Source organism: Nocardia lasii, assembly GCF_042658545.1.
GTDB classification, from domain to species: Bacteria; Actinomycetota; Actinomycetes; order Mycobacteriales; family Mycobacteriaceae; genus Nocardia; species Nocardia lasii.
Genome location: NZ_JBHSQN010000004.1, coordinates 77,972 through 101,356, shown reverse-complemented (window position 1 = coordinate 101,356; position 23,385 = coordinate 77,972). Strand labels below are relative to the sequence as shown.

At 68.2% G+C, this 23,385-nt stretch carries 17 protein-coding genes; 6 read left to right on the top strand and 11 right to left on the bottom strand.

The annotated features are described in order from the left end of the window. The first annotated feature begins 71 nt into the window (after positions 1-71). A complete protein-coding gene (gene dcd / locus ACFP3H_RS09840) occupies positions 72-671 on the top strand; it encodes a dCTP deaminase (protein WP_378602844.1) in 600 nt (199 codons plus the stop codon). Here dcd and ACFP3H_RS09835 read toward each other — a convergent pair. Then, entirely contained in the window at positions 584-1,096 is a 513-nt protein-coding gene (locus ACFP3H_RS09835; protein WP_378602841.1) for a hypothetical protein, read from the bottom strand. The two genes, dcd and ACFP3H_RS09835, sit on opposite strands and share 88 nt — an antisense overlap. 209 nt (positions 1,097-1,305) lie before the next feature. Between ACFP3H_RS09835 and ACFP3H_RS09830 the strand changes: the two genes are divergently transcribed. From ACFP3H_RS09830 to ACFP3H_RS09820, 3 genes are all read left to right on the top strand, one after another. Beyond that, positions 1,306-2,565: a helix-turn-helix domain-containing protein gene (locus ACFP3H_RS09830; protein ID WP_378602838.1), complete on the top strand. Its 1,260-nt coding sequence runs from the start codon at positions 1,306-1,308 to the stop codon at positions 2,563-2,565. 267 nt (positions 2,566-2,832) lie between these two features. Beyond that, positions 2,833-4,056 carry a pyridoxal phosphate-dependent aminotransferase gene (locus ACFP3H_RS09825; RefSeq protein WP_378602835.1) on the top strand — a complete coding sequence of 408 codons (1,224 nt, stop codon included), beginning with the start codon at positions 2,833-2,835 and terminating at the stop codon, positions 4,054-4,056. Positions 4,057-4,521: 465 nt separating this feature from the next. Then, complete coding sequence (locus ACFP3H_RS09820) at positions 4,522-5,796, top strand: YibE/F family protein (protein ID WP_378602832.1); 1,275 nt, start codon at positions 4,522-4,524, stop codon at positions 5,794-5,796. A gap of 64 nt (positions 5,797-5,860) precedes the next feature. Here the strand turns inward: ACFP3H_RS09820 and ACFP3H_RS09815 are convergent, their stop codons facing one another. Both ACFP3H_RS09815 and ACFP3H_RS09810 read right to left on the bottom strand, forming a co-directional pair. Then, complete coding sequence (locus ACFP3H_RS09815) at positions 5,861-7,201, bottom strand: DUF7159 family protein (protein ID WP_378602829.1); 1,341 nt, start codon at positions 7,199-7,201, stop codon at positions 5,861-5,863. Positions 7,202-7,289: 88 nt separating this feature from the next. Further along, entirely contained in the window at positions 7,290-8,612 is a 1,323-nt protein-coding gene (locus ACFP3H_RS09810) for a UDP-glucose dehydrogenase family protein (protein ID WP_378602826.1), read from the bottom strand. An 84-nt stretch (positions 8,613-8,696) separates the two neighbouring features. On the opposite strand from ACFP3H_RS09810, the gene ACFP3H_RS09805 reads away from it, so the two are divergent. Beyond that, complete coding sequence (locus ACFP3H_RS09805) at positions 8,697-9,221, top strand: YdcF family protein (protein ID WP_378602823.1); 525 nt, start codon at positions 8,697-8,699, stop codon at positions 9,219-9,221. Here ACFP3H_RS09805 and ACFP3H_RS09800 read toward each other — a convergent pair. From ACFP3H_RS09800 to ACFP3H_RS09790, 3 genes are all read right to left on the bottom strand, one after another. Then, positions 9,196-9,612 (bottom strand): PIN domain nuclease, encoded by a 417-nt coding sequence (locus tag ACFP3H_RS09800; RefSeq protein WP_378602820.1) that lies wholly within the window; start codon positions 9,610-9,612, stop codon positions 9,196-9,198. The genes ACFP3H_RS09805 and ACFP3H_RS09800 overlap by 26 nt on opposite strands. Before the next feature lie 11 nt (positions 9,613-9,623). Continuing rightward, positions 9,624-9,824, bottom strand: coding sequence for a type II toxin-antitoxin system VapB family antitoxin (locus ACFP3H_RS09795; protein ID WP_378602817.1), 201 nt, complete (start codon positions 9,822-9,824; stop codon positions 9,624-9,626). Positions 9,825-9,979: 155 nt separating this feature from the next. Next, positions 9,980-13,267: a (Fe-S)-binding protein gene (locus ACFP3H_RS09790; protein WP_378602814.1), complete on the bottom strand. Its 3,288-nt coding sequence runs from the start codon at positions 13,265-13,267 to the stop codon at positions 9,980-9,982. A gap of 509 nt (positions 13,268-13,776) precedes the next feature. On the opposite strand from ACFP3H_RS09790, the gene ACFP3H_RS09785 reads away from it, so the two are divergent. Beyond that, positions 13,777-14,418 carry a DUF8020 domain-containing protein gene (locus tag ACFP3H_RS09785; protein WP_378602811.1) on the top strand — a complete coding sequence of 214 codons (642 nt, stop codon included), beginning with the start codon at positions 13,777-13,779 and terminating at the stop codon, positions 14,416-14,418. A gap of 475 nt (positions 14,419-14,893) precedes the next feature. Here ACFP3H_RS09785 and ACFP3H_RS09780 read toward each other — a convergent pair whose 3' ends face one another. The 5 genes from ACFP3H_RS09780 to ACFP3H_RS09760 all read right to left on the bottom strand — a co-directional run bounded on the left by ACFP3H_RS09780 (position 14,894) and on the right by ACFP3H_RS09760 (position 23,330). Further along, positions 14,894-16,144, bottom strand: coding sequence for a S1 family peptidase (locus tag ACFP3H_RS09780; protein WP_378602808.1), 1,251 nt, complete (start codon positions 16,142-16,144; stop codon positions 14,894-14,896). Positions 16,145-16,297: 153 nt separating this feature from the next. Beyond that, a complete protein-coding gene (locus tag ACFP3H_RS09775; RefSeq protein WP_378602805.1) occupies positions 16,298-17,659 on the bottom strand; it encodes a S1 family peptidase in 1,362 nt (453 codons plus the stop codon). 119 nt (positions 17,660-17,778) lie between these two features. Continuing rightward, a complete protein-coding gene (locus ACFP3H_RS09770; RefSeq protein WP_378602802.1) occupies positions 17,779-18,858 on the bottom strand; it encodes a hypothetical protein in 1,080 nt (359 codons plus the stop codon). Between the two features lie 42 nt (positions 18,859-18,900). Next, a complete protein-coding gene (locus ACFP3H_RS09765) occupies positions 18,901-21,387 on the bottom strand; it encodes a LuxR C-terminal-related transcriptional regulator (RefSeq protein WP_378602799.1) in 2,487 nt (828 codons plus the stop codon). Further along, a complete protein-coding gene (locus tag ACFP3H_RS09760) occupies positions 21,384-23,330 on the bottom strand; it encodes an Hsp70 family protein (RefSeq protein WP_378602796.1) in 1,947 nt (648 codons plus the stop codon). Before ACFP3H_RS09760 ends, ACFP3H_RS09765 begins: the two co-directional genes overlap by 4 nt. Positions 23,331-23,385 lie beyond the last annotated feature (55 nt).

Here is a 23,385-nt window from a genome sequence, read left to right as displayed (position 1 = left end):
TCTGGGCGCGTTCGCGACTCTATCAGAAGTCCTGTGGGGCGATGCAAGTATCGGGTGCCTACACTGGGGCGGTGCTGCTCTCCGATCGTGACATCAGGGCCGAGATCGCCGCGGGGCGGCTCGGTGTGGAACCGATGCTCGAGTCGATGGTTCAGCCGTCGAGTATCGACGTGCGGCTCGACGGGATGTTCCGGGTGTTCGACAACAGTCGCTACACCCATATCGATCCGGCCCAGCAGCAGGACGAGCTGACCAGTTTGGTGGAGCCGAAGGCGGGGGAGCCGTTCGTGTTGCATCCGGGGGAGTTCGTGCTCGGGTCGACGCTCGAGGTGTGCTCGCTGCCCGACGATCTGGCGGGACGGTTGGAGGGCAAGTCGAGTTTGGGGCGGCTCGGGCTGCTCACGCATTCGACCGCGGGGTTCATCGACCCGGGATTCAGTGGGCACATCACCCTCGAGCTGTCGAACGTGGCGAATCTGCCGATCACGCTGTGGCCGGGGATGAAGATCGGGCAGCTGTGCCTGATCCGGCTGTCGAGCCCGGCCGAGCACCCGTACGGGAGCGCGGCGGCGGGGTCGAAATATCAGGGGCAGCGGGGGCCGACGCCGTCGCGTTCGTACCTGAACTTTCCCCTCTCGCCGGCCTCGCTCAGCGCGGTCGACAACCGCTGAGGGCCTGACGCCGCCGCGATCCGTAAGACCAGCGACAGCGCGGGCATGGTGTCGGTGGCGGTGGGCGGGCGCACCCAGTGACAGCCCTCGCGACTCCACCGGCCGAGGCTGGTCGGCAGCATGACGGCGCTGCCGAGGCCGGGGATGTCGATATCGAGACCCGCGAGCTCGGCGGCCTCTTCCTCGGTGGGTCTGGCGTCGGGCGCGGCGAGCACGCTCCAGCGGATCTGGCGTGCCAGCACCGGACCCTCACGGCGTTGCTCGCGCAACGCCGTGAGCACCTTCTCGGCGCGCGCGGTGGGCAGGTGCACCACGCAGAGCCGGTCGGTGATCGGCAGCATCACAAAGCCGCCGCGCTCACGGACGGGTAGCCGGAATTCGCGCTGGTAGCACCGCACCCAGTCGTCGACAGTTCTGGCTTCCACGCTTCCAGAGTCGCCCATGGCGGGGGTGCGTGACCACTGCCCCGCACCGCCCTTTCACTGCCCCTGGCCACCGATTGTCGCCAAGTTGTGGTGAGTATCACTGTGACGCTCGTACTCTGGAGGAAGTTGTCCGTCGGATGAGAATGGTGGACGCCGTGGTCGGGGAGTGGACAGGGAGAGAGGCCAGAGCTCTTCGCGATGCCAAACGCATGAGCATCCGGGAGTTCGCGGCTCATCTCGGTGTGCACGAACGGCTGGTGTCGAAGTGGGAGGCCGGCGGGGTGCGGGTGCGTCCTCGGCCGGTGAATCAGGCCGCGCTCGACACCTCGCTGGCACGCTCCGATGATGTTGTGCACGAACGGTTCTCGGCCATGCTGGCGCCCGTGGATGGCGCCGACCGGCTCGCGTTCGTCGATGCCGGAGCTGTCACAGGTGCGGTGCCCGAGGTGTTGTCGGAGAGGGAGTTGATCATGGCGGCTGCGCACGAGGCCAGCGAACACGCGGCCGCCGCGGAGGGCACCAACGTGGGGGCAACGACCCTGGCCCAGCTCGACGCCGACGTGCGGCGCATCGCCAACGAATACGTCCATGCCGCACCGGCTCCCATGATGGTGGAGATGCTGCGGGTGCGCAGGCGGGTGTATCGACTACTCGACGGGCAGCAGAAGCCGGTCGACACCAGCCACCTATACCTGTTGGCGGGCACGCTGTCCGGGTTGCTGGCCAACGCGAGCACCGACCTCGGGTACCTCGACGCGGCGGGCGAACAGATCAGGGCCGCGTGGGCTTACGCGGAATTGAGCGGGCACAACGGGTTACGGGCGTGGACACGGGGGATGCACGCGCTGATCGAGAACTGGTCGGATCGGCCACGCAACGCGGTCCAATTAGCCCGCAGCGGACAGGAATTCGTCGGTCCCGGGTTGGGGCGGGTGCGGTTGCTCAATATCGAGGCGCGGGTGTGGGCGCGATTGGGCAGCGACGTGGAGACCGATCGGTGCCTGCACGCGGCCGAGGCGGCGGCGGGGGATCGACGCGACGAACTGCACGACGAGATCGGCGGGGTGTTCGGGTTCGGACCGGCCAAGGCGGCCTACTACGCGGGCGCGACGTGCATTCAGCTCGGTCGCGCCGAACCGGCTCTCGCCGCCACCGAGCGCGCGATCGCGCTCTACTCGAGTGGGCCGCCGTTGCAGCGGTCCTACGGGGCCGAATCGTTGGCACGGGTCGACAACGCGGCCGCCCACCTCATCAACGGCAGCCTCGACGGGGCGGCCGACGCGCTGCGGCCGGTGCTCGGGCTGCCGGAGGACAAGCGGATCGCGCAGCTGAGTGAGCGGCTGGTCGGGTTGCGGCGTCGGATCGCCGCGCCGACCTATCGCGACGCCGTGGAAGCCCGGGGCCTCGACGAGCGGATCGAGGAGTTCTGCGTGCAGTTCCGCCTCCCCGGAGCTTCCGGCCGGGCTTAGGTGCACCACAACCGGTCCACGACCTGGCATTTTCGTGCATACTTCCGCGTTTTCGAGCGGAAAACTCCCGGGCGGGCAGCTGAGTGCACGAATATGCCACTCCTTCGAGCTGTCGGTCGCGTGTCAGCGCACACTCCGCGACAGCGGACCCCTGACCGGCGGCAGTGGTCGGCACGTGCGTGAGCAGGTGTTGCGATATTCGGGTCGGGGGATAAAACAGGTTGCCGACAGTGGCACCATGGGACCGTGAGTCCTCAACCTTCGCATGTGACCCCTCGTGTTCTCGAGCAGTCGACCAAGTTGCAGAACGTGGTCTACGAGATTCGTGGACCGGTGCACGCGCAGGCAGCACGGCTCGAGGCCGAGGGGCATCGGATCCTCAAGCTCAATATCGGCAACCCGGCGCCGTTCGGGTTCGAGGCGCCCGATGTGATCATGCGCGACATCATCGCCGCGCTGCCCTATGCCCAGGGGTACTCCGAGTCGAAGGGGATCCTGTCGGCGCGGCGCGCGATCGTGACCCGCTACGAGCTGGTGCCGGGGTTCCCCGAGCTCGACGTGGACGACGTCTACCTCGGTAACGGGGTCTCGGAGCTGATCACCGTCACCATGCAGGCGCTGCTCGACAACGGCGACGAAGTGCTGATCCCGGCCCCGGACTACCCGCTGTGGACGGCCATGACCAGCCTCGCCGGCGGCACCCCGGTGCACTACCTGTGCGACGAGGAGAACGGCTGGCAGCCCGATATCGCCGATATCGAATCCAAGATCACCGACAAGACCAAGGCCCTGCTGGTGATCAACCCGAACAACCCGACGGGTGCGGTGTACTCGGCGGAGGTGTTGCAGCAGATCGTCGACCTGGCGCGCAAGCACCGGCTGTTGCTGCTCGCCGACGAGATCTACGACAAGATCCTCTACGACGATGCCAAGCACATCTCGCTGGCCTCGCTCGCGCCCGACCTGCTGTGCCTGACCTTCAACGGGCTGTCCAAGGCGTATCGGGTGGCCGGGTACCGCTCGGGCTGGCTCGCCATCACCGGGCCCAAGGAGCACGCGGCGGGGTTCCTCGAGGGGATCGACCTGCTGGCGTCGTCGCGGCTGTGCCCGAACGTGCCCGCGCAGCACGCGATTCAGGTGGCTCTGGGCGGGTATCAGAGCATCGACGATCTGATTCTGCCCGGCGGGCGGCTGCTCGAGCAGCGCGACGTGGCGTGGGAGCGGCTCAACATGATCCCGGGTGTGTCGTGTGTGAAGCCGCGCGGTGCGCTGTACGCGTTCCCGCGGCTGGATCCGAACGTGCACGAGATCCACGACGACGGCAAGCTCGTGCTCGATCTGCTGTTGCAGGAGAAGATCCTGATGGTCCAGGGGACCGGGTTCAACTGGCCCGCGAACGACCATCTGCGGATCGTGACGCTGCCGTGGGCGCGGGATCTGGCCGTGGCGATCGAGCGGTTCGGCAACTTTCTGTCGAGCTACCGCCAGTAGGGGTTACAGTGTGACCTCACTTGTCATGGCCTTGACCTGTGCGTTTTCCGGGGGTTGGGCGGGGCGAGCGTCCTGATATGACAGGGAAAACAGACCCTGGGTTCAGAATCTTGGATGTTTTGAAGATCTACTAGTGCAAAAGTCCATCTTTTGTGTACAGTAGACCTCGGCGCTTCGGCGCCTGGCCCGGTTGTCTACCCCCCCTGGACAACCGAGAGCCTCGAGGTATGCGCGCCTACCCCCCTGGGCGCCTACCCCGGCGGCGGAGACACCCCCCCTGCTCTCCGCCGCCCACAAACCCGCCTCCCCGGGACTCAGGCCAGACCTAGTCCCGGGGAGGCTTTTGTATGCGGCCGGGGGTTTCCAGGTGAGTTGGCTGAGCCCGTGCCCGGTGAGTTACCCATGTTCTTGTGAGATCTGGTGTGGCGGGGGGTTATTGAAAATGAGGTGCTTTAAGCTCGGCTGGTGAGCGAGCATCATCATCACCATCACGATCACTCCGGGCCCATTGCCATCAGTGACACGGCCGCCAAGGTCGTCGTCGGGCTGTTGACGGTGATCGGGGCGGTGGTGTTGATCGCGACGGTGATGCTGTGGCCGGACAAGCAGCACGTGGAAGTGCCGCTGCCGATGCAGACCATGTCCGGCGGGGTCGTGCAGACCGAAGCCGGGACCGTGGTCATGCAGGACATCGGGTCCTGCGGGAGTCCGTCCAACGGGCGGGCGTTCGACGGGCAGCCGGAACCGCCGCGCACCGCCGCCTACTCCTGCCAACGCAGCATCATCGACATCCGGTCGGGGCCCGACAAGGGCAAGAAGACGCTGTTCGAGATCGCGCCGGGGCCCGGACAACCGGACCTGCGCGCCGGCGACGACATTCGGATGGTGCGCGCCGCGGACCCGGCCGGGATCACCATGTACGGGTTCGAGGACTACTCGCGCGGGCTGCCACTGCTGCTGATCGTGCTCGTGTTCGTGGTGGTGATCTGCGTGGTCGCGCGCTGGCGTGGGTTCCGGGCGCTGGTGGGACTGTGCTTCGCGTTCGGGGTGGTGGTGATCTTCCTGCTGCCCGCGCTGCTCGACGGGAAATCGGCGATCCCGGTCGCGCTGGTCTCGGGGGCACTGATTCTCTACGTGGTGCTCTACCTCGCGCACGGGGTGAACCTGCGGACCAGTTCGGCGCTGCTGGGGACGCTGGCCTCGATGGTGGTCGCGGCGGTGCTGTCGTGGGTGGCGATCGAGATCACCCACCTCACGGGGTTGTCCGAGGAACAGAACACCAACGTGGCCACCTACATTCAGCACGTCAGCATCACCGGACTGCTGCTGGCGGGCTTCATCATCGGCTCGCTCGGCGTGCTCAACGACGTGACCATCACCCAGGCGTCGGCGGCCTTCGAACTCGCCGCGCTCGACGAAGGCGCCTCGCGCCGGGAGATCTTCACCGCGGCCATGCGGGTCGGGCGCGACCACATCGCCAGTACGGTCTACACGCTCGTGCTCGCCTACGCGGGCGGGGCGCTGCCGTTGCTGCTGCTGTTCAGCGTGGCCGGACGGTCGATCACCGATGTGCTGACGGGGGACGCGGTGGCCATCGAGATCACGCGATCGGCAGTCGGCGGGATCGCGTTGGCGCTGTCGGTGCCGTTGACGACAGCCATCGCGGTGATGTTGGCGCGGCCGTTCGGGTCCAAAGCGGTGACGGTGCCCGCGCGGGCCCGGCACGCCAGGCGGGGGTGAGGTCGGGGCGGTGCTGATGCGGTGAGCTCGGGGCGCGCCGCGAGCTCACGAGCGATGCGGGGGCTTACAACCCGGGGATGGCGCCCGGGGGCAGGGTCGGCAGGACGACCGGCGGGAGGCCGGGGACGACCGTGAAGGTGTTGGGGCCCTGCGTGGGTGGGGGCGGGGCCGGTTCCTCGGTCTGGCGTTGTTCGACCGGGGGCGCGGCGACCGTTTCGTGTTGGACCTCGGTGGGCACCACCACGGTGGGGGTCGGTTCGACCGTGCTGGGGCGCGTCGACGTGGTCGCGGGGACGGCCTGGGAGCCCTCGCTCGACGAACCACGCTCGAGGACCTCGGGGCCGTAGCCGAGGCCGAGACCGATCGCGGCCACCACCACCAGCGAACTCACCGTCAGCACCGCCACATTCAGTTCGCGGCGCGCGTGCGCGCGGTCGGTGAGAGCGGACAGGGGGCGACGCTTGGTCGGGGCGGTGAGCCAAGCGGGAGTCGCGTCGTCGTGCTCGGCCAGCGGAGTCTGCGGCGGAGCGGCGGGAGCCTGCTGGATCTGCGCGGGACGGGCCAGCAGCGCGGCACCGCGCGCCAACGCGGTCTCCGGCTCGGGCGGAACCAACACCGGCACACCGATCGTGCGCTCGAGCACCCGGGCGATCAACGGAATCCGGGCGCCACCACCGATCACCAGCACCGCCTGCACCGGATGCTGCGCGCGGATGATCACATCGCGGGTCATCCGGGCCGACGACTCGATCGCCAGCATCATCAACGCTTCGAAATTCTCCTGGGTGAGCAGCACCAGACCCTGCTCACTCGGCAACGCCACCGCGTTGCTGTGGGACAGCTGCTCCTTGGCGGCACGGCACAGCGCGTCCAACGCGGACAGGCCCGCCGGATCGGCCGGATGCGCGATACGACCCGAGGCGATCTGCTGCTCGCGGATCAGCGAATCCAAGTAGTCGCCGCTGATATCGCTGATCCGCTCGCACTGATACACATCGCTGGTGCGGGCATTGACCACGCTCACCGTGAGACCCGACGCGCCCAGGTCGTACACGGCCAAGGTGGACACTTCACGCATATCGGTGGTGGCGTGGGCGAAATGCACGGCCGCCACAGCCTCGGGAACGAGCTGATAGTTGGTGAGCTGGCGGCGAGCCATCGCGGCGCGCACCGCCCTCGCCTGCGGTTCGCTACGGAAGGTGATCGTGGTGGCGGCGACCTCGGGAGACGCGGACAGGGTAGCGGCGATGGCGTCGGCCGCGGACTCCTCGGCGTGCTGCTCGGGCATCACGATCGATTGGACATCGAACTGGAACGGCGGGACGAACCCGTGCGGGCCACCGTGCTGCGGACGCGCAAGGCGCACCGTCCCGGCCCCCACCGATACTCCCAGAACCGAACTCATCCGCTGCCCATCTCGTTTCGTACCGCACGACTTGCGGAGACCGTGAACTCGGATCCGAGTCCGACAAGCCCCCGCTCGGAACGTCACTCTACGGGGTACCGAGTCCGGCGTACACCCACCCGGCGTCACGCCAGGTAGGGCTGTCCAAGCAGTTGCGACCGTCGATGATCGAACGGGACCGTACCACCGGATCCAAGTCGGCCGGAGTCAAAGCGGTGAATTCGTTCCACTCGGTCAGGACCAGCACGACATCGGCGCGATCGCACGCCTCCGCGATCGACGTGGCGTAGTTCAGGGTGGGGAACACGCGACGCGAATTCTCCACGGCCTTCGGGTCGTACACGGTGACCACGGCGCCGTGCAGTTGGATCATGCCCGCCACGTTCAAGGCGGGGGAATCGCGCACGTCGTCGGACTCGGGCTTGAACGCCGCGCCGAGGACGGCCACGTTCGCGCCCAGCAGGGAACCACCACACGCGCGCGCGGCCATGTCGACGACCTTGGTGCGGCGGCGCATATTGATGTTGTCGACCTCGCGCAGGAACGCGACCGCGTGATCGGCGCCGAGCTCGCCCGAACGGGCCATGAAGGCGCGGATGTCCTTCGGGAGGCAGCCGCCGCCGAAACCGAGGCCGGCATTGAGGAAACGGCGGCCGATGCGGGCGTCGTAGCCGAGCGCGTCGGCCAACATGGTGACGTCGGCGCCGGTGGCCTCACACACCTCCGAGACGGCGTTGATGAACGAGATCTTCGTGGCCAGAAAGGCATTCGCGGACACCTTCACCAATTCGGCGGTGGCCAGATCGGTGCGGAGGAACGGGATCTCGGCGGCGATGAGATCGGCGTAGATCTCGCGGATGGTGTCCTCCACCCAGCGCGAATTCTCGCGGCCGTGGTCCAGGCCCAGGACGAGACGGTCGGGACGCAGGGTGTCCTGGACGGCGAAACCCTCGCGCAGGAACTCGGGATTCCAGGCGACCTCCACCGCGACCTTCGACTGCTCACGCGCTCGAATGCCAAGGGCCGCGGCGGTTCCCACCGGGACCGTCGACTTGCCGATGATCATCGCCGGGCGCTCCAGGATCGGGGCGAGCGTATCGACCACGGCGTGCACATATTTCAGGTCGGCGCCGTACTCGCCCTTCTTCTGCGGGGTTCCGACACCGAGGAAATGGACATCGGCGTGCGCGGCCGCGTCGGCGTAATCGGTGGTGAAACGCAGGCGGCCGGCAGCGAGGTTGCGCTGCAACACCTCCTCGAGGCCCGGCTCGTAGAACGGCACCACCCCATCGGCCAATTTGGCCACCTTGCCGGGATCGACATCCACCCCGACCACATCATGTCCCAGTTCGGCCATACACGCCGCGTGCGTGGCTCCGAGGTACCCCGTTCCGAAGACTGTGCATCGCATAGTTCTTGGTAAGCGGCGCGCGTGGCTACGCCGCGTCAGCGAGGCTGCCCGGGGCGCAACATCTGGTGAACCTAGGATTCGGTGATGCGCCGGATGCTGTTCGTCGGGGGAGTCGCGGCGGTCGCGGTGCTGGTCGCGGTGGTCGCGCTGTGGCCGGTGTACGTGCGGCCGCGGGTCGATGACGTGCGGCGGGCCGACGCGATACTGGTGCTCGGCGGGGCGCACGACGGGCGCGAACAGCTCGGGCTGCGGTTGGCCGCCGACGGGTACGCGCCCCGGGTGCTGATCTCCAACCCCTACGAACACAGTCCGATGGTGAATCGAATCTGCCACGGGGGCTACAGCTTCGAGGTCGTCTGCTTCGATCCGGAACCGCGCACGACGCTCGGGGAGGGGCGGGCGCTGGCGCATTTCGGGGGCGACTGGGACCGAGTCATCGTGGTGACCTTCACGCCGCATATCTCGCGGGCGCGCTACATCCTGGGGAAATGTTGGGCGGGGGAGCTGCTGTTCGTCGACCCGGAACCGTCTCTCTCGCCGGTGCGATGGGCGTGGGATTACGCGTATCAGTCGGCGGGGTACGTCAAGGCGTGGTTCGCGGACTGCTGACTGGCAGGCGGTGGTGCGGTTGTCCGGTCACTTCGGCGATCGTCTCGTAGTCGCTGTCGACGTGCATGACCGTCGCACCATGTACCTCTGCGGTCGCGGCGATGATCAGATCGGGAATCGGCAGTCGGTGGCAACCACGTTCGGCGAGCAACTCCTGTACCTCGAGGGCCCGGTCCATCACCTCTTCGGTCACCGGCAGCCACACCAGGGCCTTCTGATGCCCGATTTTGGCGGTGTAGTCGGCTAGCGAGCGCGCCGAGTAACCGATCTCCAAAGCAGTGAGATGGCATGCGGCGACAAGAGCTCCGGGCCTGGTGGTCACTGCGGTGAACTCTGCCGCGGCAGCGTCGTCGCGTAGAACCCATTCGATCGCTGACTTGTCAGCCAGCATGAACATCGTCCTCAGCGCCAGGCTCCTCTCATTCCATCGGCGGAGAGGTCGGTCTCAGTGTCGCGGAACTGTTGCAGCATCTTTGTGACTACGCGCCGGTTCGCGACCTCACGGAGGGCTGCGTTGACCGTCGCTACCTTGGTCTTGGTGCCGAGCTCTTCTGCTGCGAGATTCAGGGCGTCGTCGTCGATGTCGATCAGTGTGCGAGACATGGCCTACCTCCGGATATCAAAACTATCGCCTCCAAGATATCAAAATTGGGCGCTTGGCGGTATGGCGGGACGCACGGGGACACCGGCCCCCAGACAACGCGAGAGCCCTCTCGGATTCCGAAGAATCCGAGAGGGCTCTCACCGGTGTTCAGTTGTCAGTTCTTGCGGCCCGGGGACTTGGCGCCGGACTTGAAGCCGAGGCCGCCTGGCTTGGCGGTGGGCGGGGGTGGGGTGGTGTGCCCGTTGCCGTTGGTGGGCTCCGGGGTTTTGTCCAGGGTGGGGGCTTCCGGCTCGGCCTTGGGCTCGGTGGGAGCTTCGGGCTCGGGTTCGGCCGGGGTGCCGGGGGCCTTGGTGGTGGGGCGTTTGATGCCCGACTTCATGGCTAGGCCCTTGGCGGCGACCGTCGGCTTGGATTCGGTGGGGGCCGAAGCCGGTGCGGCGGTCGGGGCCTCGGTAGCTGCTGCCGGGGTCGGCTCAGCTGCCGGGGCGGCCGGAGCTGCGGGCTTGCCGGGGGTCTTGGCGGCGGGGCGCTTGAGGCCGGACTTCATGGCCAGGCCCTTGGCGGGGACCGACGGCTTGGACTCCGACGGGGCCTGCTCGGCTGCCGGTGCTTCGGCGGGGGTCGCCTCGGCGGCGGGGGCTGCCGGAGCCGCGGGCTTCGCGCCAGGTGCCTTGGCAGCCGGGCGCTTGAGGCCCGACTTCATCGCCAGGCCCTTGGCCGGAACCGACGGCTTCGCCTCGGCGGCCGGTGCCTCGGCGGAGGTCGCCTCGGCGGCCGGAGCTGCGGGCTTGCCGGGAGCCTTGGCTGCGGGGCGCTTCAGGCCGGACTTCATGGCCAGGCCCTTGGCGGCGACTGTCGGCTTCGCCTCGCCGGAAGCCTGCTCGGTCGCCGGTGCTTCGGCCGGGGCGGCTGCCTTGGCACCGGGGGCCTTCGCGCCACCCTTCATGCCCAGACCGCCACCGGGCGCCTTCGCGCCGCCCTTCATCCCCAGGCCCTTGGCGGGCGCGGCGGCCTCGGCGGCGGGTGCCGCTTCGGCCTTCGCGCCGGGTGCCTTCGCGGCGCCCTTCATGCCGAGTCCGCCACCGGGTGCCTTCGCCGCACCCTTCATGCCCAAGCCACCGCCGGTGGGGGCGGCCTTCGGGGTGGCGGTCTCGGTCGTGGCGACGACCACGGGCTCCGGTTCGGGCTCGGGCGCTTCCTCGACCTTCGGCTCCTGCACGACGAGCAGGTTGGCCGACAGTTCGGCGGCATCGATACGGGTGATCGAGTCCAGCATCAGCTGCGAGACGTCGATGACCTCGACACCTTCGCCCTGACCCTCCTCCTGACGGGCGGTGACGCCGTCGTTGAGCATCACGCGGCAGAACGGGCAACCGGTCGCGATCTTGGTCGGGTTGGTGGACAGCGCCTCGTCGACCCGGTCGACGTTGATGCGCTTACCGAGCTGCTCCTCCATCCACATGCGGGCACCACCGGCACCACAGCACATGGAACGTTCGGCGTGCCGGGGCATCTCGACCAGGGTCGAACCCGAGGCTTCCATCAGCTCACGCGGGGCGTTGTAGATCTTGTTGTGGCGGCCCAGGTAGCAGGGGTCGTGGTAGGTGATCTGCTGGGAGACCTGCGCGACCGGGACCAGCTTCTTCTGCCGCACGAGGCGGTTGAGCAGCTGGGTGTGGTGCACGACCTCGTAGGTGCCACCGACCTGCGGGTATTCGTTGTTGAGCGTGTTGAAGCAGTGCGCGCAGGTGACGACGATCTTCTTCTTCGACTGCTCCACACCCTCGAACACCGAGTTGATGACCTCGATGTTCTGCAGGGCCAACTGCTGGAACAGGAACTCGTTGCCGGCGCGGCGCGCGGAGTCACCGGTGCAGGTCTCCTCGGCGCCGAGCACCATGAACTTGGTGCCCGCGGTGGCCAGGAGCTCGGCCACGGCCTTGGTGGTCTTCTTCGCGCGGTCCTCGTAGGCACCAGCGCAACCGACCCAGAACAGGTACTCGTAGCCGTCGAAGCTGTCGGCGTCCTTACCGAAGACCGGGATGTCGAAGTCGACTTCCTTGATCCAGTTCAGGCGGTCCTTGGAGTTCTGACCCCACGGGTTGCCCTTGTTCTCCAGGTTCTTGAACAGACCGGCCAGCTCGGAGGGGAACTCCGACTCGATCAGCACCTGGTAGCGGCGCATATCGATGATGTGGTCGACGTGCTCGATATCGACCGGGCACTGCTCGACACACGCACCACAGGTGGTGCAGCTCCACAGGACCTCGGGATCGATGATGCCCATGACGTCCTCGGCACCGACCAGCGGGCGCGCGGCCTCGGCACGGGCGGCCTCGGGGATCTTGGCCAGGGCGGCCTCGTCGGGCTTGCCGTCGGCATCGACCAGACCGACCTCGTCGCCACCGGGATCCTTGCGGCCACCGGCCAGCAGGTACGGGGCCGCGGCGTAACCGTGGTCGCGCAGCGACATGATCAGCAGCTTGGGCGAGAGCGGCTTGCCGGTGTTCCAGGCGGGGCACTGCGACTGGCAGCGACCACACTCGGTGCAGGTGGTGAAGTCCAGCCAGCCCTTCCAGGAGAAGTCGGCCATGTTGCCCGCACCGAGATTGTCGACCTCGGGGTCGACGTTCTCCATGTCGAGAACCTTGCCGTTGGAGATCATCGGCTTGGCCGCGCCCAGGGCGACGCTGCCGTCGGCCTCACGCTTGAAGTAGATGTTGAAGAAGGCCGAGAAGCGGTGCCAGGCCACGCCCCAGGTGATGTTGCGGCCGACCAGGTACAGGAAGGCCATGCCCGACATCAGCTTGATGAACGCGAAGATCGACACCATGGTCGGGCTCGCGGGCAGGATCTTGGCGACCTGCATGGTGAAGAAGTCGGTGGAGGCGTGCGCGCCGCCATAGGTGGCGAGCTTGCCCGCCTTGACGAAGATCATGCCAAGGCCCTCCATCAAGACGATCGTCTCGATGACATAGGCGGGCGCCATCTTGGAGCCGCTGAAGCGCGACAGGCGCGCGGGCACGCGGGGATGGTTGAGCTGACGGATCACGATCAGCGTGCCGATACCGAGGACGGTGCCGAGGCCGAGGATCTCGTCGAGCAGGTGGTAGGCGGCGGTGTCGCCGATGATCGGCCAGTGGAACGCGCCGTTGAAGGTCTGGCCGTAGGCCTCGAACCACAGGATCGCGCCGAGGATGAAGCCGGTCATGACCAGCCAGTGCGGCCAGCCCACGGTGCGGAACTTGTTCATCCGCGTGTGGGCCGCGACCTCGATGAACATGTGCTTGAAGCGGGGGAAGAACGGTCGCCAACGATCGGGAGCCGGCTGTCCGATGGTGATGGCCTTGCCGATGTTCCATGCGCCGCCGATAAACGACGCCCAACAGAACAGGCTGAGCACAGCTCCAATCGTGCCCAACGTGATTGTCAGGGCATTCATGTCGCGACCTTTCTTTCGAGGCAACACGAGGTGTCTGGGCGAGGAGACCTCACCCGATTGCTCGTATCGTAACTGCCACTAAGTTACCGGCCAGTAACTACTGCTGTCCACCGTAGGATCGGCTTCTGTGCTCTGACCTTGTTAGCTGGGCCTGGACCTGTCATTGACGTGTGAGCAATGTCACAAAAAAGTTTGTCGGATCGTTTCCGTTACCGCTCTTTAACACCGTAAACCGTGCTTGATCTGCGACAAAGCTAAGGTCATGCTTACTTCTTCGGCCGAAATTCGTTCTGGCCTCAAAGGTTTCGGTCCATTAGGCTCTGGCTGTTCTGCTTGCTGTGCTGGTCTTCACACTGCTCGGGGAGAAGTTGGGGACATCTCACCAGAGGTACCCCCCGCTTGACGAGATCTCGCGTGTTGCTGGATCGCACGCCGCACCACACCTGATGAATGGAACCTGAATGAACTTCCGTAGGACTACTGCGGCTGCCGCACTGGTTATCGGGGCTATGACCGTGGCCATGGGCACCGCCCACGCCGAAGAGGCGCCGCAGGACATCAAGTACTCGGTCAAACTGGTCGACAAGACCGTCGTGGCCACGGTGAAGAACGGCAGCTTCTCGCTGGTCGAGCTCGAGGGCGAAACCCCCGAAGCGCCCAAGACCCGCGTCGCCGAGATCAAGGACACCCGCGGCGACGTGGTCATCTCCCTGCCGATCGCGTTCTCCATCGGCGGCACCGAGATCCCGACCAAGGCCGAGGTCGTCAACGACGCCACCGTCCTCGAACTGACCCCGGAGAAGCCGGAAGGCGTGAACGTCGCGGCCCACCAGGTCTCGCCGAAGCCGGTTCTGCAGGGCGCGGAAATCGCGTCGGCGCAGGAGAACCAGAAGGCGATCAACGACTTCTCCAGCAAGTTCAGCATCGGTACCGCCATCGGTACGTTCGTCGGTACCGCTATCGGTGCGCTGATCGGGTGCGTTGTGACGATCCCGCTCGGGTGCATCCCGGGGCTGACCGTGGGTGCCGCTGTTGGTGGCATTGTCGGGATGATCGCTATCGGTGGGCCGACCATGGCTGTGACCGGGTGGGAGCTGCTGCAGGTGCTGCAGGCTCCGGATGGCACGACTGTGTGGGCTGACAAGAAGTAGTTGTTGCGGGCTTCGGCCTGGGTCGCTTGAACCCTGCTCCTGGTGGAGTGGGGTTTTTGCGTTTTTTTGGGGGTGGGGTGTTCTGGTGTGGGGGACCGGGGTTGGGCTGGGGGATTGGGGTTGGGCTTGTGGTGGTGCTGGGGGATTGAGGTCGGCGGTCCCAGGGAGCTGGGCAGGCTGTGTTTTTGGAGCGCTGGCGCGCTCGAGCGCGGCCCCCAGGGGCCGCGAGTTAGCACCCGTTGCTGGCGGCTGCGCCGCGGACGCAACGGCGGCTAACTCGCGGCCGGGCCGCTACGCCGCTGCGCGGCGATCCCTCCTCGGGGTCGGGATGTGCGGGGTTGGGAGTGCGGTCATGGCGGGGGCCTATATGGGTTGTGCGGATGGGTTAGGTGGGAGGGGTGGGTGGACGCCAGAAAGGCCGGTAGCGGGGGTGCTACCGGCCTTTCTGGGGCTGCTCTGCCTGGGGGGGTACCGACTAGTTGGTACGGACCGAGAGGCCTGGGTTGTCGGAGAGGATTACGTGGAGGGGCTGGGCGAACAGCTGGGGGGTGTCGCCGGTGATGGCGCCGATGATGTTCGGGATCTCGCAGATCGGGTAATCGGCGACCGAGGAAGCGCTGGAGATGCCGAGGGCCAGGCGGCCGGAGATGATGGCGCCGCCGGAGTCGCCGGGCAGGGCGCAGATGTTGGCGGAGAAGCTCTGGGTGAGCTGGCGGTCGCCGACCTGGACGGTCTGGTCGACACCGTTGATCACGCCGCAGCTGAAGCCGGTGCGCGAACCCGACTTGCAGACAGGCGCGCCGACGACGGGGGTGGCGACGCCGTCCACGGGGACGGGGGCGTTGCCGGGGACGCGGACCAGGTTGTTCTCGAAGCGGGCGCGCGCGTTGTCGTTCACGCGGATGATCGAGTAGTCCTGCGCACCGAGCACCGACTTCTGGAAGCTACCCAGCTGAGCGCCCGCGCGGTCACCGTTGAGCTCGTACACGGCGGCGCTGCCACCGTTGTCGACCTCCGGGTTGCAGTGGCCCGCCGAGATGTTCACGACATTGCCCGAACGGTCGGTGCCGTTGAAACCGAGCGAGCAGCGCAGCGAACTGCGACCGACGATCGAGGCGTATCCGTCGCCACCGGCCAGGGCGCCGTTGCCGTCACCGGCCACGGGAGTGGCGGTCAGCTCGACGCGCTCGCCCGCCACCGGCGGCGCGGTGACCACGACGCGAGCGGGATCGATGAAGCTCGGCAGCGGCAGACCGGTCTGCTGCACCCGCACCGCGATCGCGTTGTTCACGGTGTCGACGACGACGCCACGCACCAGCGCGGAAACCTCCGCGGGAGCGGCGGCGAGCCAGTTCTCGAACGCGGTCTTCTCACCGCGCAGCGTGGACTCGCTCTTGGCCACCTCACGGACCTCGAAACCGGCCGACTGGGCCGCGTCACGCGCTTCCTCGGTGCCGGGGCCCTGCGACAGCGCGACCACGGCATTGCCCTGATCGTTAAGCCAGGAACCGGCGAAGACCTGCGGGAACTGACGCTGCGCGGTGGTGGAGAACGCGGCGACCTGCTGGGCCACATCGGCACGACGCAGGTACTCCGCGGGCGAGATCTTCAGGTCGCGGGTGACCGCCTCGACGAGCTGGGCGGGCAGGTCGACGGGCGCGGGCGCCGCGTCGGCAACCGCCATCGTGGGGCCGAACAGCAGAATCGCCGCCGAAGCGGCGATCACAGAATTCCGAGCTCGTGTCGAGCTTCGCGCGGACGGGGTGCGACCCAGACGTGGCAGGAGCATGATCGAACTATATGGGGTCGATCGACTTATGCCTACTCGGACCGGGCAAGAGATTTCGCTCACCCGGTCCGGCCGGTGATTCGTCCCGGCTCAGCCCGCGTTCGGCTTGGTACGCACCATGATTCCGCTGCCAACACCGCCACCGGAGTTGGCCTCGATATCGGCCAGGATCGGCCGGATCGCGACACCGAGCGAGGCGGTGCCGCCGTAGGGGGCGAGCTGGGTGTTGGCCTCGGTGCAGTTGGGAGCACCGGACGCGTTCGAGCCGCTGGTGATTCCGAGCGCGAGCGTGCCCGAGATGATCGCGCCGCCGCTGTCACCGCCGAGAGTGCAGGCGGTGCTGGCGAAGCCACGGATGGTCTTGCTGACGCCGTTCTCGGTGTAGAGCTGGGTCTCCACCCGATCCGCGGACACGAAACCGCAGGTGAAGGTGGAGGATTGGCCGGTCTTGCAGACCGGGGCGCCGGTGACGGGCTCGGCGGTGCCGGTCAGCGGCAGCGTGGTGCCGTTGGCGCCGCGCACCCTCGGCTGATCCATGCCCGCGTTCACCGCGCGGTCGTTGAGCTTGATCACCGAGTAATCCAGGGCCGCGGGACCGCCGAGCACCGACCGGACGAACGAACCGACCTCGGGGCTGTTGGGGATATCGCGCACGTTGGGCACGTACACCGCCGCCGTGCCGCTCTCGTCGACATTCGGGTTGCAGTGACCGGCGGAGATATTGAGCGCGTTGCCCGCGGCGTCGGTGCTGTTGAAACCGAACGAGCACACGTCGACACCCTGCAGGCTCGCGTCGTGCAGATCCTTCTTGGCGGTGATGTAGGTGTCGCCGCCCATCGGCTTGTACTCGACCGGACCGCCGCCGCCGGGCGACAGCACCACCTTGATGGTGGCGATCAGGGTCGGCAGGTTGAGCATGTGGCCGGTGCCGGTGTTGGCGACATTGAGCACCAGCTGGCTGTTGAGGACATCGATCGCGATGGAACTGATCGGGGCGGAGATCTCGCGCGGCAGGCTCGCGACCCACTGGCTCAGTTGCACCAGCGCGCCTTCCAGACCACCGGCCGAGATCGGCGCGAGGTGGGTCTGGTAGCCGGCGGCGGCGACGATCTTGCCCGCCTCGGCGTCGGTGGTGGCCACGACCGCCTTGCCGTCGGGGGTGAGCCAGGCGCCGGCGAAGGTCTCGGGATTCTCGGCGCGGAAGTCGCTGGCGTACTGGCGCAACTGCTGGGCGCGCGCGGCCCGATCGAGGTACTCGGTCGCTGACATGCCCAGGTCACGTGACAGTGCGGTCACCAGTTCGCCGGGTAGGGAGTCTGCGGAAAGCTGTTGCGGCGCAAGGGGTTCCGACGACGCGACGCCGGATCCGAGCAGGGGTGCGAGAAGAACGGTCGCAGCGAACCCGGCCGAGGCTGCCTTGACCGCGGCGCGGCGCGCCACCAACTTGCGCATGAAGTCCCTTCGTGTACGAACGAGTGACCGAGACCACCGTCGACGATGATCATGTCGGTCAGCGCATCACTCTAGGGCACGCCCGCTCAGCCGGTGCGGTTACGGTGCGGCCGCCGACCTCAGCGCTGACCCGGAATCGTCAGGGGCGCGGGCATATAGGTGTTGAAGGGCAGCGGACGAGTGCGCTCCGGCGTCGTCGTCGGCGGCGCCTCGGTGGTCTCGGGGACCGTGGTGGTCGGCTCCGGGACGGTCGTCGTCGGCTCTTCGGTCGTCGGCTCCGGGGCGGGCGTGGTCGTCACGATCGGGACCGTGGTGGTCGGCACCACCGGCGGCGGCGGCACGGGCGCCGGGGTGGTGATCGTCTCCGGGCTGGCATCGGAAATCGTCGGCGGCGCGGTCGTCTCGTCACCGCGCACCAGCACCGAGACCGCGACACCACCGAGCAGCAGACCGATCAGCGCGGCCGCGGCGATCAACAACGGGGTCCTGCTGCGCGCGGGCGCGGAGGCGATCGGGGCATCGGTGATCGGGGCGACCGCGATCGGCGCCATCGCCTTCGTCGACAACGGCGCCACCGGCATCGCGGCCGAATACGCCTGCGCGGTCACCATCGGCGTCGGCAGCGCCGGCATCACATCGGTGGACACCTGCGAATTCTCGGTGACGATCGGATCGGGCGGAGTGGTCCCCGCCGGGGTCGCCAACACCGCGACCAGCGCGGCCTCGGCGGCCGCACGAGCGAAAGTCTGGCCCGGATCGGCATCGCCCTGCGGCTGCGGCAACTCGTCCTCGCCGAGCAACGCCACCGACTTCAGACCCAGATAATCCAGGGCCTCGCGCACACCACGCACCACATCCGGCGACCACTCGGCCGGATGGGTGGCATAGAACTCGGCCGGACCGCTCAGATGCTCGGTCGTGAGATCGATGAGGCAGAACATCGCCGTCGCCAGCAGATCCTCGGCCCGATAAGCCTCGCCGCCATCGACATCGACACCGGCCGGATCACCGATCGCGCGCACGAAACCGGCGATCGAATGCGCGTGCCCCGCCGGCGCCGGACCGCCCAGCGCGGCATCACCCTCATCGGACATATGCAACACCGACGCTCGCTCGATGAGCCGCACAGTGCCGTCTTCGGTGACCACCGCGGCGACGCACTCGTCATCGGCGATGCGCAGGCCGACCCCAGTGGCCATCCGGTTTACCTCGCTTCGGCATTGGACATCATTCGCGCGAGGTCACACCAGTAGCGAACCGTGCCCCATCGCGCGCAGCATAGACAGTAATTCGGATCGTGAGCGCGCGCCTATCCGACGTCGGATCCGCGCCACGTGATGCTCCACCGTCTTCGCCGAAATGTACAGCCGAGCGCCGATCTCGCGATAGGTCAGACCGAGCAGCACCAGCTCGGCCACCTCCCGTTCGCGATCGCTGAGCGCGCGCGGTTCGATCACCTGCTGAGGGCCGGGCTGGGGGTCGTCGGTGCTGGTCCGCGACGGATCCGGGCGCGCCGGGATGCGGACCGAGCGGGCCAGTTTCAGCAGGGCGTTGGCCGAGGTGGGGTCGTCGACGACCCGGGCGGTGTCACCGGCGAGACGGGCGCTGTCGAAGGTGTGACCCTGGGCGGCCAGGGCGAGCACCGCCGACTGCACGGCGGCCAGATCGACCTGACCGCGCAGGACCAACAGCCAGGTGCGACCCGCGTCGGCCAGCACGGCGGCATGCGGATCGCCGTCGGCCGCGGCGTTCTTCAACGCGTGCGCGTGCGGGAGCAGATCGGTCGGCGAGGACTTCGCGATCGCGGCCTGCACGCCGTACCAGTGGAAGGCATTGGTCCAGGCAGGGGCACGGCCCAAGGTACGCAGCAGAGCCGAAGCGGCCTCGACCAACGGTTGGATGCGGCCCTCGTCGCGCAACTGGATGCCCGCCAACCACAACTCGCCGATCGGGACCAGGCTCAACAGATCGACATCGACCTCGTCGAACAGCGGGAAGGCGGCAGTCCAGGCATTGTGCAGGGCCTGTTCGTCGCCGCTGCGCCGGGCCAGACCGACGGCCAACGCGTGCGCGAGCAGACGGTCGCGGGGGGCGAGGGTGGCGATATCGATGCCTGCCAGCGTCTCGGTGGCCAGGCACTCGTCACCGATGCGCAGCGCCGTCCACGCCGACAGGACCGGCAACTGCAAGCCCGCACCGGCCGCGGCGCGGATCGCGTCACCGGCGCGACGGGGCTCGCCCGCGCTCAAACTGAACAGCGCGGCCGCGGTGACGGCACTGCACGGGGTGGTCACGCCGCCGTCGCGATTGCCGGTATGGGCCGCCTGGACGAGTTCGGAGATGGCGGCCGCGGTGCCCGCGCCGTGCGGGTCGAGGGACGCGAGCAGGGCGTGCGCGATCAACCGGGTCCCCGCGGCGGCCTGGGTGGGCGGCCACTGTTCGGCATCGGCGGCCACATCGGCGGCCGCGGCGCCATCGCCCGCCAAGACCAAGACCGTCGCCGCGACCGCCCAGTCGGCGCCGACCCGATTCGCACCCAACCAGCGATACAGGGCGGCGGCACGGTTCACCAGGCCGCGACGGGTGAGGACGCTCGCGCAGATACGCACCGCGGCGGACAGATCGGCGCCGTCGGCGTCGGTGCTGTCGAGCAGGGGCTCGGCCAGGCGCAGGGCGGTGTCGTCGTCGCCGGCGCGGGCGGCGGCCTCGGCCCACGACAGGGCGATCGAGCGCGGATCGGTGCCCGCGGCGACGGCGGCGGCGTAATAGCGGGCCGCTTCGGCGCGGTTGTGCTCGGCCGCGCGGCACAAGAACTCGGCCAACCGGTCGTCACGGACACCGGACTCGGCCAGCAGCAAGGCGGTGTGGTCGCGGAGCAGGCCCGCGTCGAGGCGGGTGTCGAGCAGGCGCTTCTGCACCTCGACATAGCGGCGATCGCCCAGCAGGATGCGCAGTTGGGGCACGGCCGCGCTCAACAGCAGATCAGCGTCGGTGACCAGCGAGCAGGCGCGAGCGCGAGCGAGCAGGTCGTTGGCGACCGGGAGCTCCACGCCGAGAACCTCGGCGAGCTCACCCGCGTCCAGGCCGGTCCCCGTGGCGGCCACGACGAGAGTGTCGAGCAGGGCCGGGTCGGCACCGGCCAGCTGCGACCGGGTCCAGCCGGTCAGCGCCTCGTCGACCGCGGCGAAACCGGCGTCCAGCCGGGCCGTACCCGCCGCCAACAGGGCCGCGACCACGCCACCGTGCACACCGGCGGTCTTGTCGTGGATATGCACGACCAGCGGGCGCGGGACGGTGACACCGAGCTCACGGGCGAAGGAACCGATCTCCCCACAACCCAGCGCACGCAACTCCACCGTGCGGCCGTGCCGGTTGATCGCCTCACACAGGGCACGCAACGCCGGATGATGCGGGCGCGGCTGCATCGCGCAGATGAAGGAACGGGTGCCGGACTCGATCTCCACACGCAGAGCCTCTAGCTGGTCGAGCGGCATGGTGTGCAGGTCGTCGGCCACCATCACCGCGCCGTTGTCCTCCGCCGACGGCGCGGTGGCCACCACCGACAGACCACGGCCACGCAACCGCTGACGCACGGCCTCGAGCAACACCGACTTCCCGGTGCCGGAACGGCCGGACAGCAGCAAAACCACCGGTTTCTGCGGCGCGGCATCGACCGATCGGAGAACTTCACGGGCATTGGGCATGGTGTCGAGCGCGATCGAACTCAATTGCCGCCTCCGAGCAGTCCACCGGGCAGCTGGGTGACGCCACCGACGGTTCCCTCGACTACCTCGCCCGCGCCATTGAGAACCTGGCCGGGAACCTGGGCGATATTGGGTAGTTGGGGCGCCGGCACCTGCGGGCGGGGTTGCTGCGGGGCCGGTTGCTGGGGAGCCGGTTGCTGCGGGGCTGGCTGCTGCGGAGCGGGCTGCTGGGGAGCGGGGCTCTGCTGTTGCGGAGCCGGAGCCGGGGCCTGCTGTTGGGGGGCGGGCGCCTGCTGCTGTTGCGGTGCGGGCGCTTGCTGCTGCCGGGGGGCTTGGGCCGGGGCCGGTGCGCCCGGCGCGGGGGCCGAACCGGCCGATTGCTGCTGTTGCTGCTGCTGCTGCTGAGTGGGCGACTGACCGGCCTGCGGCGCGCTCTGCGTACCCGGGGGGATCGGCTTGCCCGTGGCGTCGACGGTGGGCGTGCCGACCACCGGCTTGCCGGTCGCGTCGACGGTGGTGCCCGGAATCGGTTTGCCCGCCGCGTCGAGGGTCGGGGCGCCGGGGATCGGCTTGCCGGAAGCGTCCAGGGCAGGCGTGCCGATCACCGGGCGACCGTTCGCGTCCAACGGGGGCGTCGTCGCGATCGAGACCGGGGAATCGGCACCGCCGCTGGGGGAGCCGTTCTCCGTCGTCGACGGCGTGCTCGGGGTCGCGAACTGAGGCGCGACGGCCAGGGTGCCCGCGGTCAGCGCGCCGAAGGTGACCACCGCCGCGGCGATCACGGCGATGCGCTTGCGATTGACCACCTGGGGCTTGGGGTCGTCGTCCTCGATGTCATCGAGGGAGAAGGCGGGGCCGTCACCGAACGGCTCCGCCGTAGCGAGCTCGGAACCGGCGACCGCGGCGTGCTTACCGGTGGACTCGGTAGTCGCGAGTTCGGATCCGGTGGTCACGGGCTCGTCGAAGTCGATCGTCGACTCCTCGGGCTCCTCGACCCGCTCGAGGAGATCGGGGTCGATCACCGGGAAACCGGTGGCCGCGGCCGACGGCTCCTCGGCCAGACCGGCCGCCAAACCCAAACCGTCGACCAGCAGGGGCGAGACCCCGGGACTCTCCGCGGCCAACAGATCCGCCGCCAACTCCGCCGCACCCGCCGCACTCGCGGTGGCCGGATCGACACACGCCACCACCGGCAGCCCGAACTCCGAGGACACCAGCTCGGCGACCAACGGCATCGCGCCACCACCGCCGGTCAACAGCACCGACTCCACCTCACGCATATCCACCCCGGCCCGCTGCACGGCCTCACGGACCAGCTCCAGCGAATCCTGCACATCGGAGCGGAGCAGATCCTCCAGCTCGTTACGCACGATGCGCACCTGGCCGCTGCCATCGGCGGCCAACGCACCCACCGTCACCACCGTCGCGGTGTCGAGCGAGAGATCTTCCTTCGCCACGCGGCAGCGTTCCCGCAGGGCCGCCAACTCGGTCTCGACCGCCGGATCGAACGGATTGATCTCGTTGTCGCCGAGCGCGTGGCCCAGGACATAGCGCATTGTCAGCAAATCGAATTCCGAGCCGGCGATCTCCGAGCTGTGCACCGGAACGCCCAGCAGACCCGACTTCTCCCCGGTCCGCACGACCGAAACCGTCAGGCCACTGTCACCGAGGTCGTAGACGATGAGGGCGCCCTCGTCGAGCAGACCGCGCTCGATCTCATAGCGACGAACAACGGCCAACGGCTCGGGAACGAGCACCACCGCGCCCGCGCCCGCGTTGTCCAACGCCGCGCGCACCGCCTGCACCCGCACCTCCGGCCACCACCCCGGATGGCACGCGACAACCGCCGCGTCGGCATCGGTGACCTCGGCGATATCGGCGATCAACCGGGTCGTTGCCGCTGCTACCAGGTCGGCGGCCACATGACTGGAGCCGTCCTGCGCGAGCATCCGTACCGGGTCACCCACCCGCGATAAGAACCCCTCCACCAAGACCGCAGGACCCGCGGTCGTCGCTACTTCT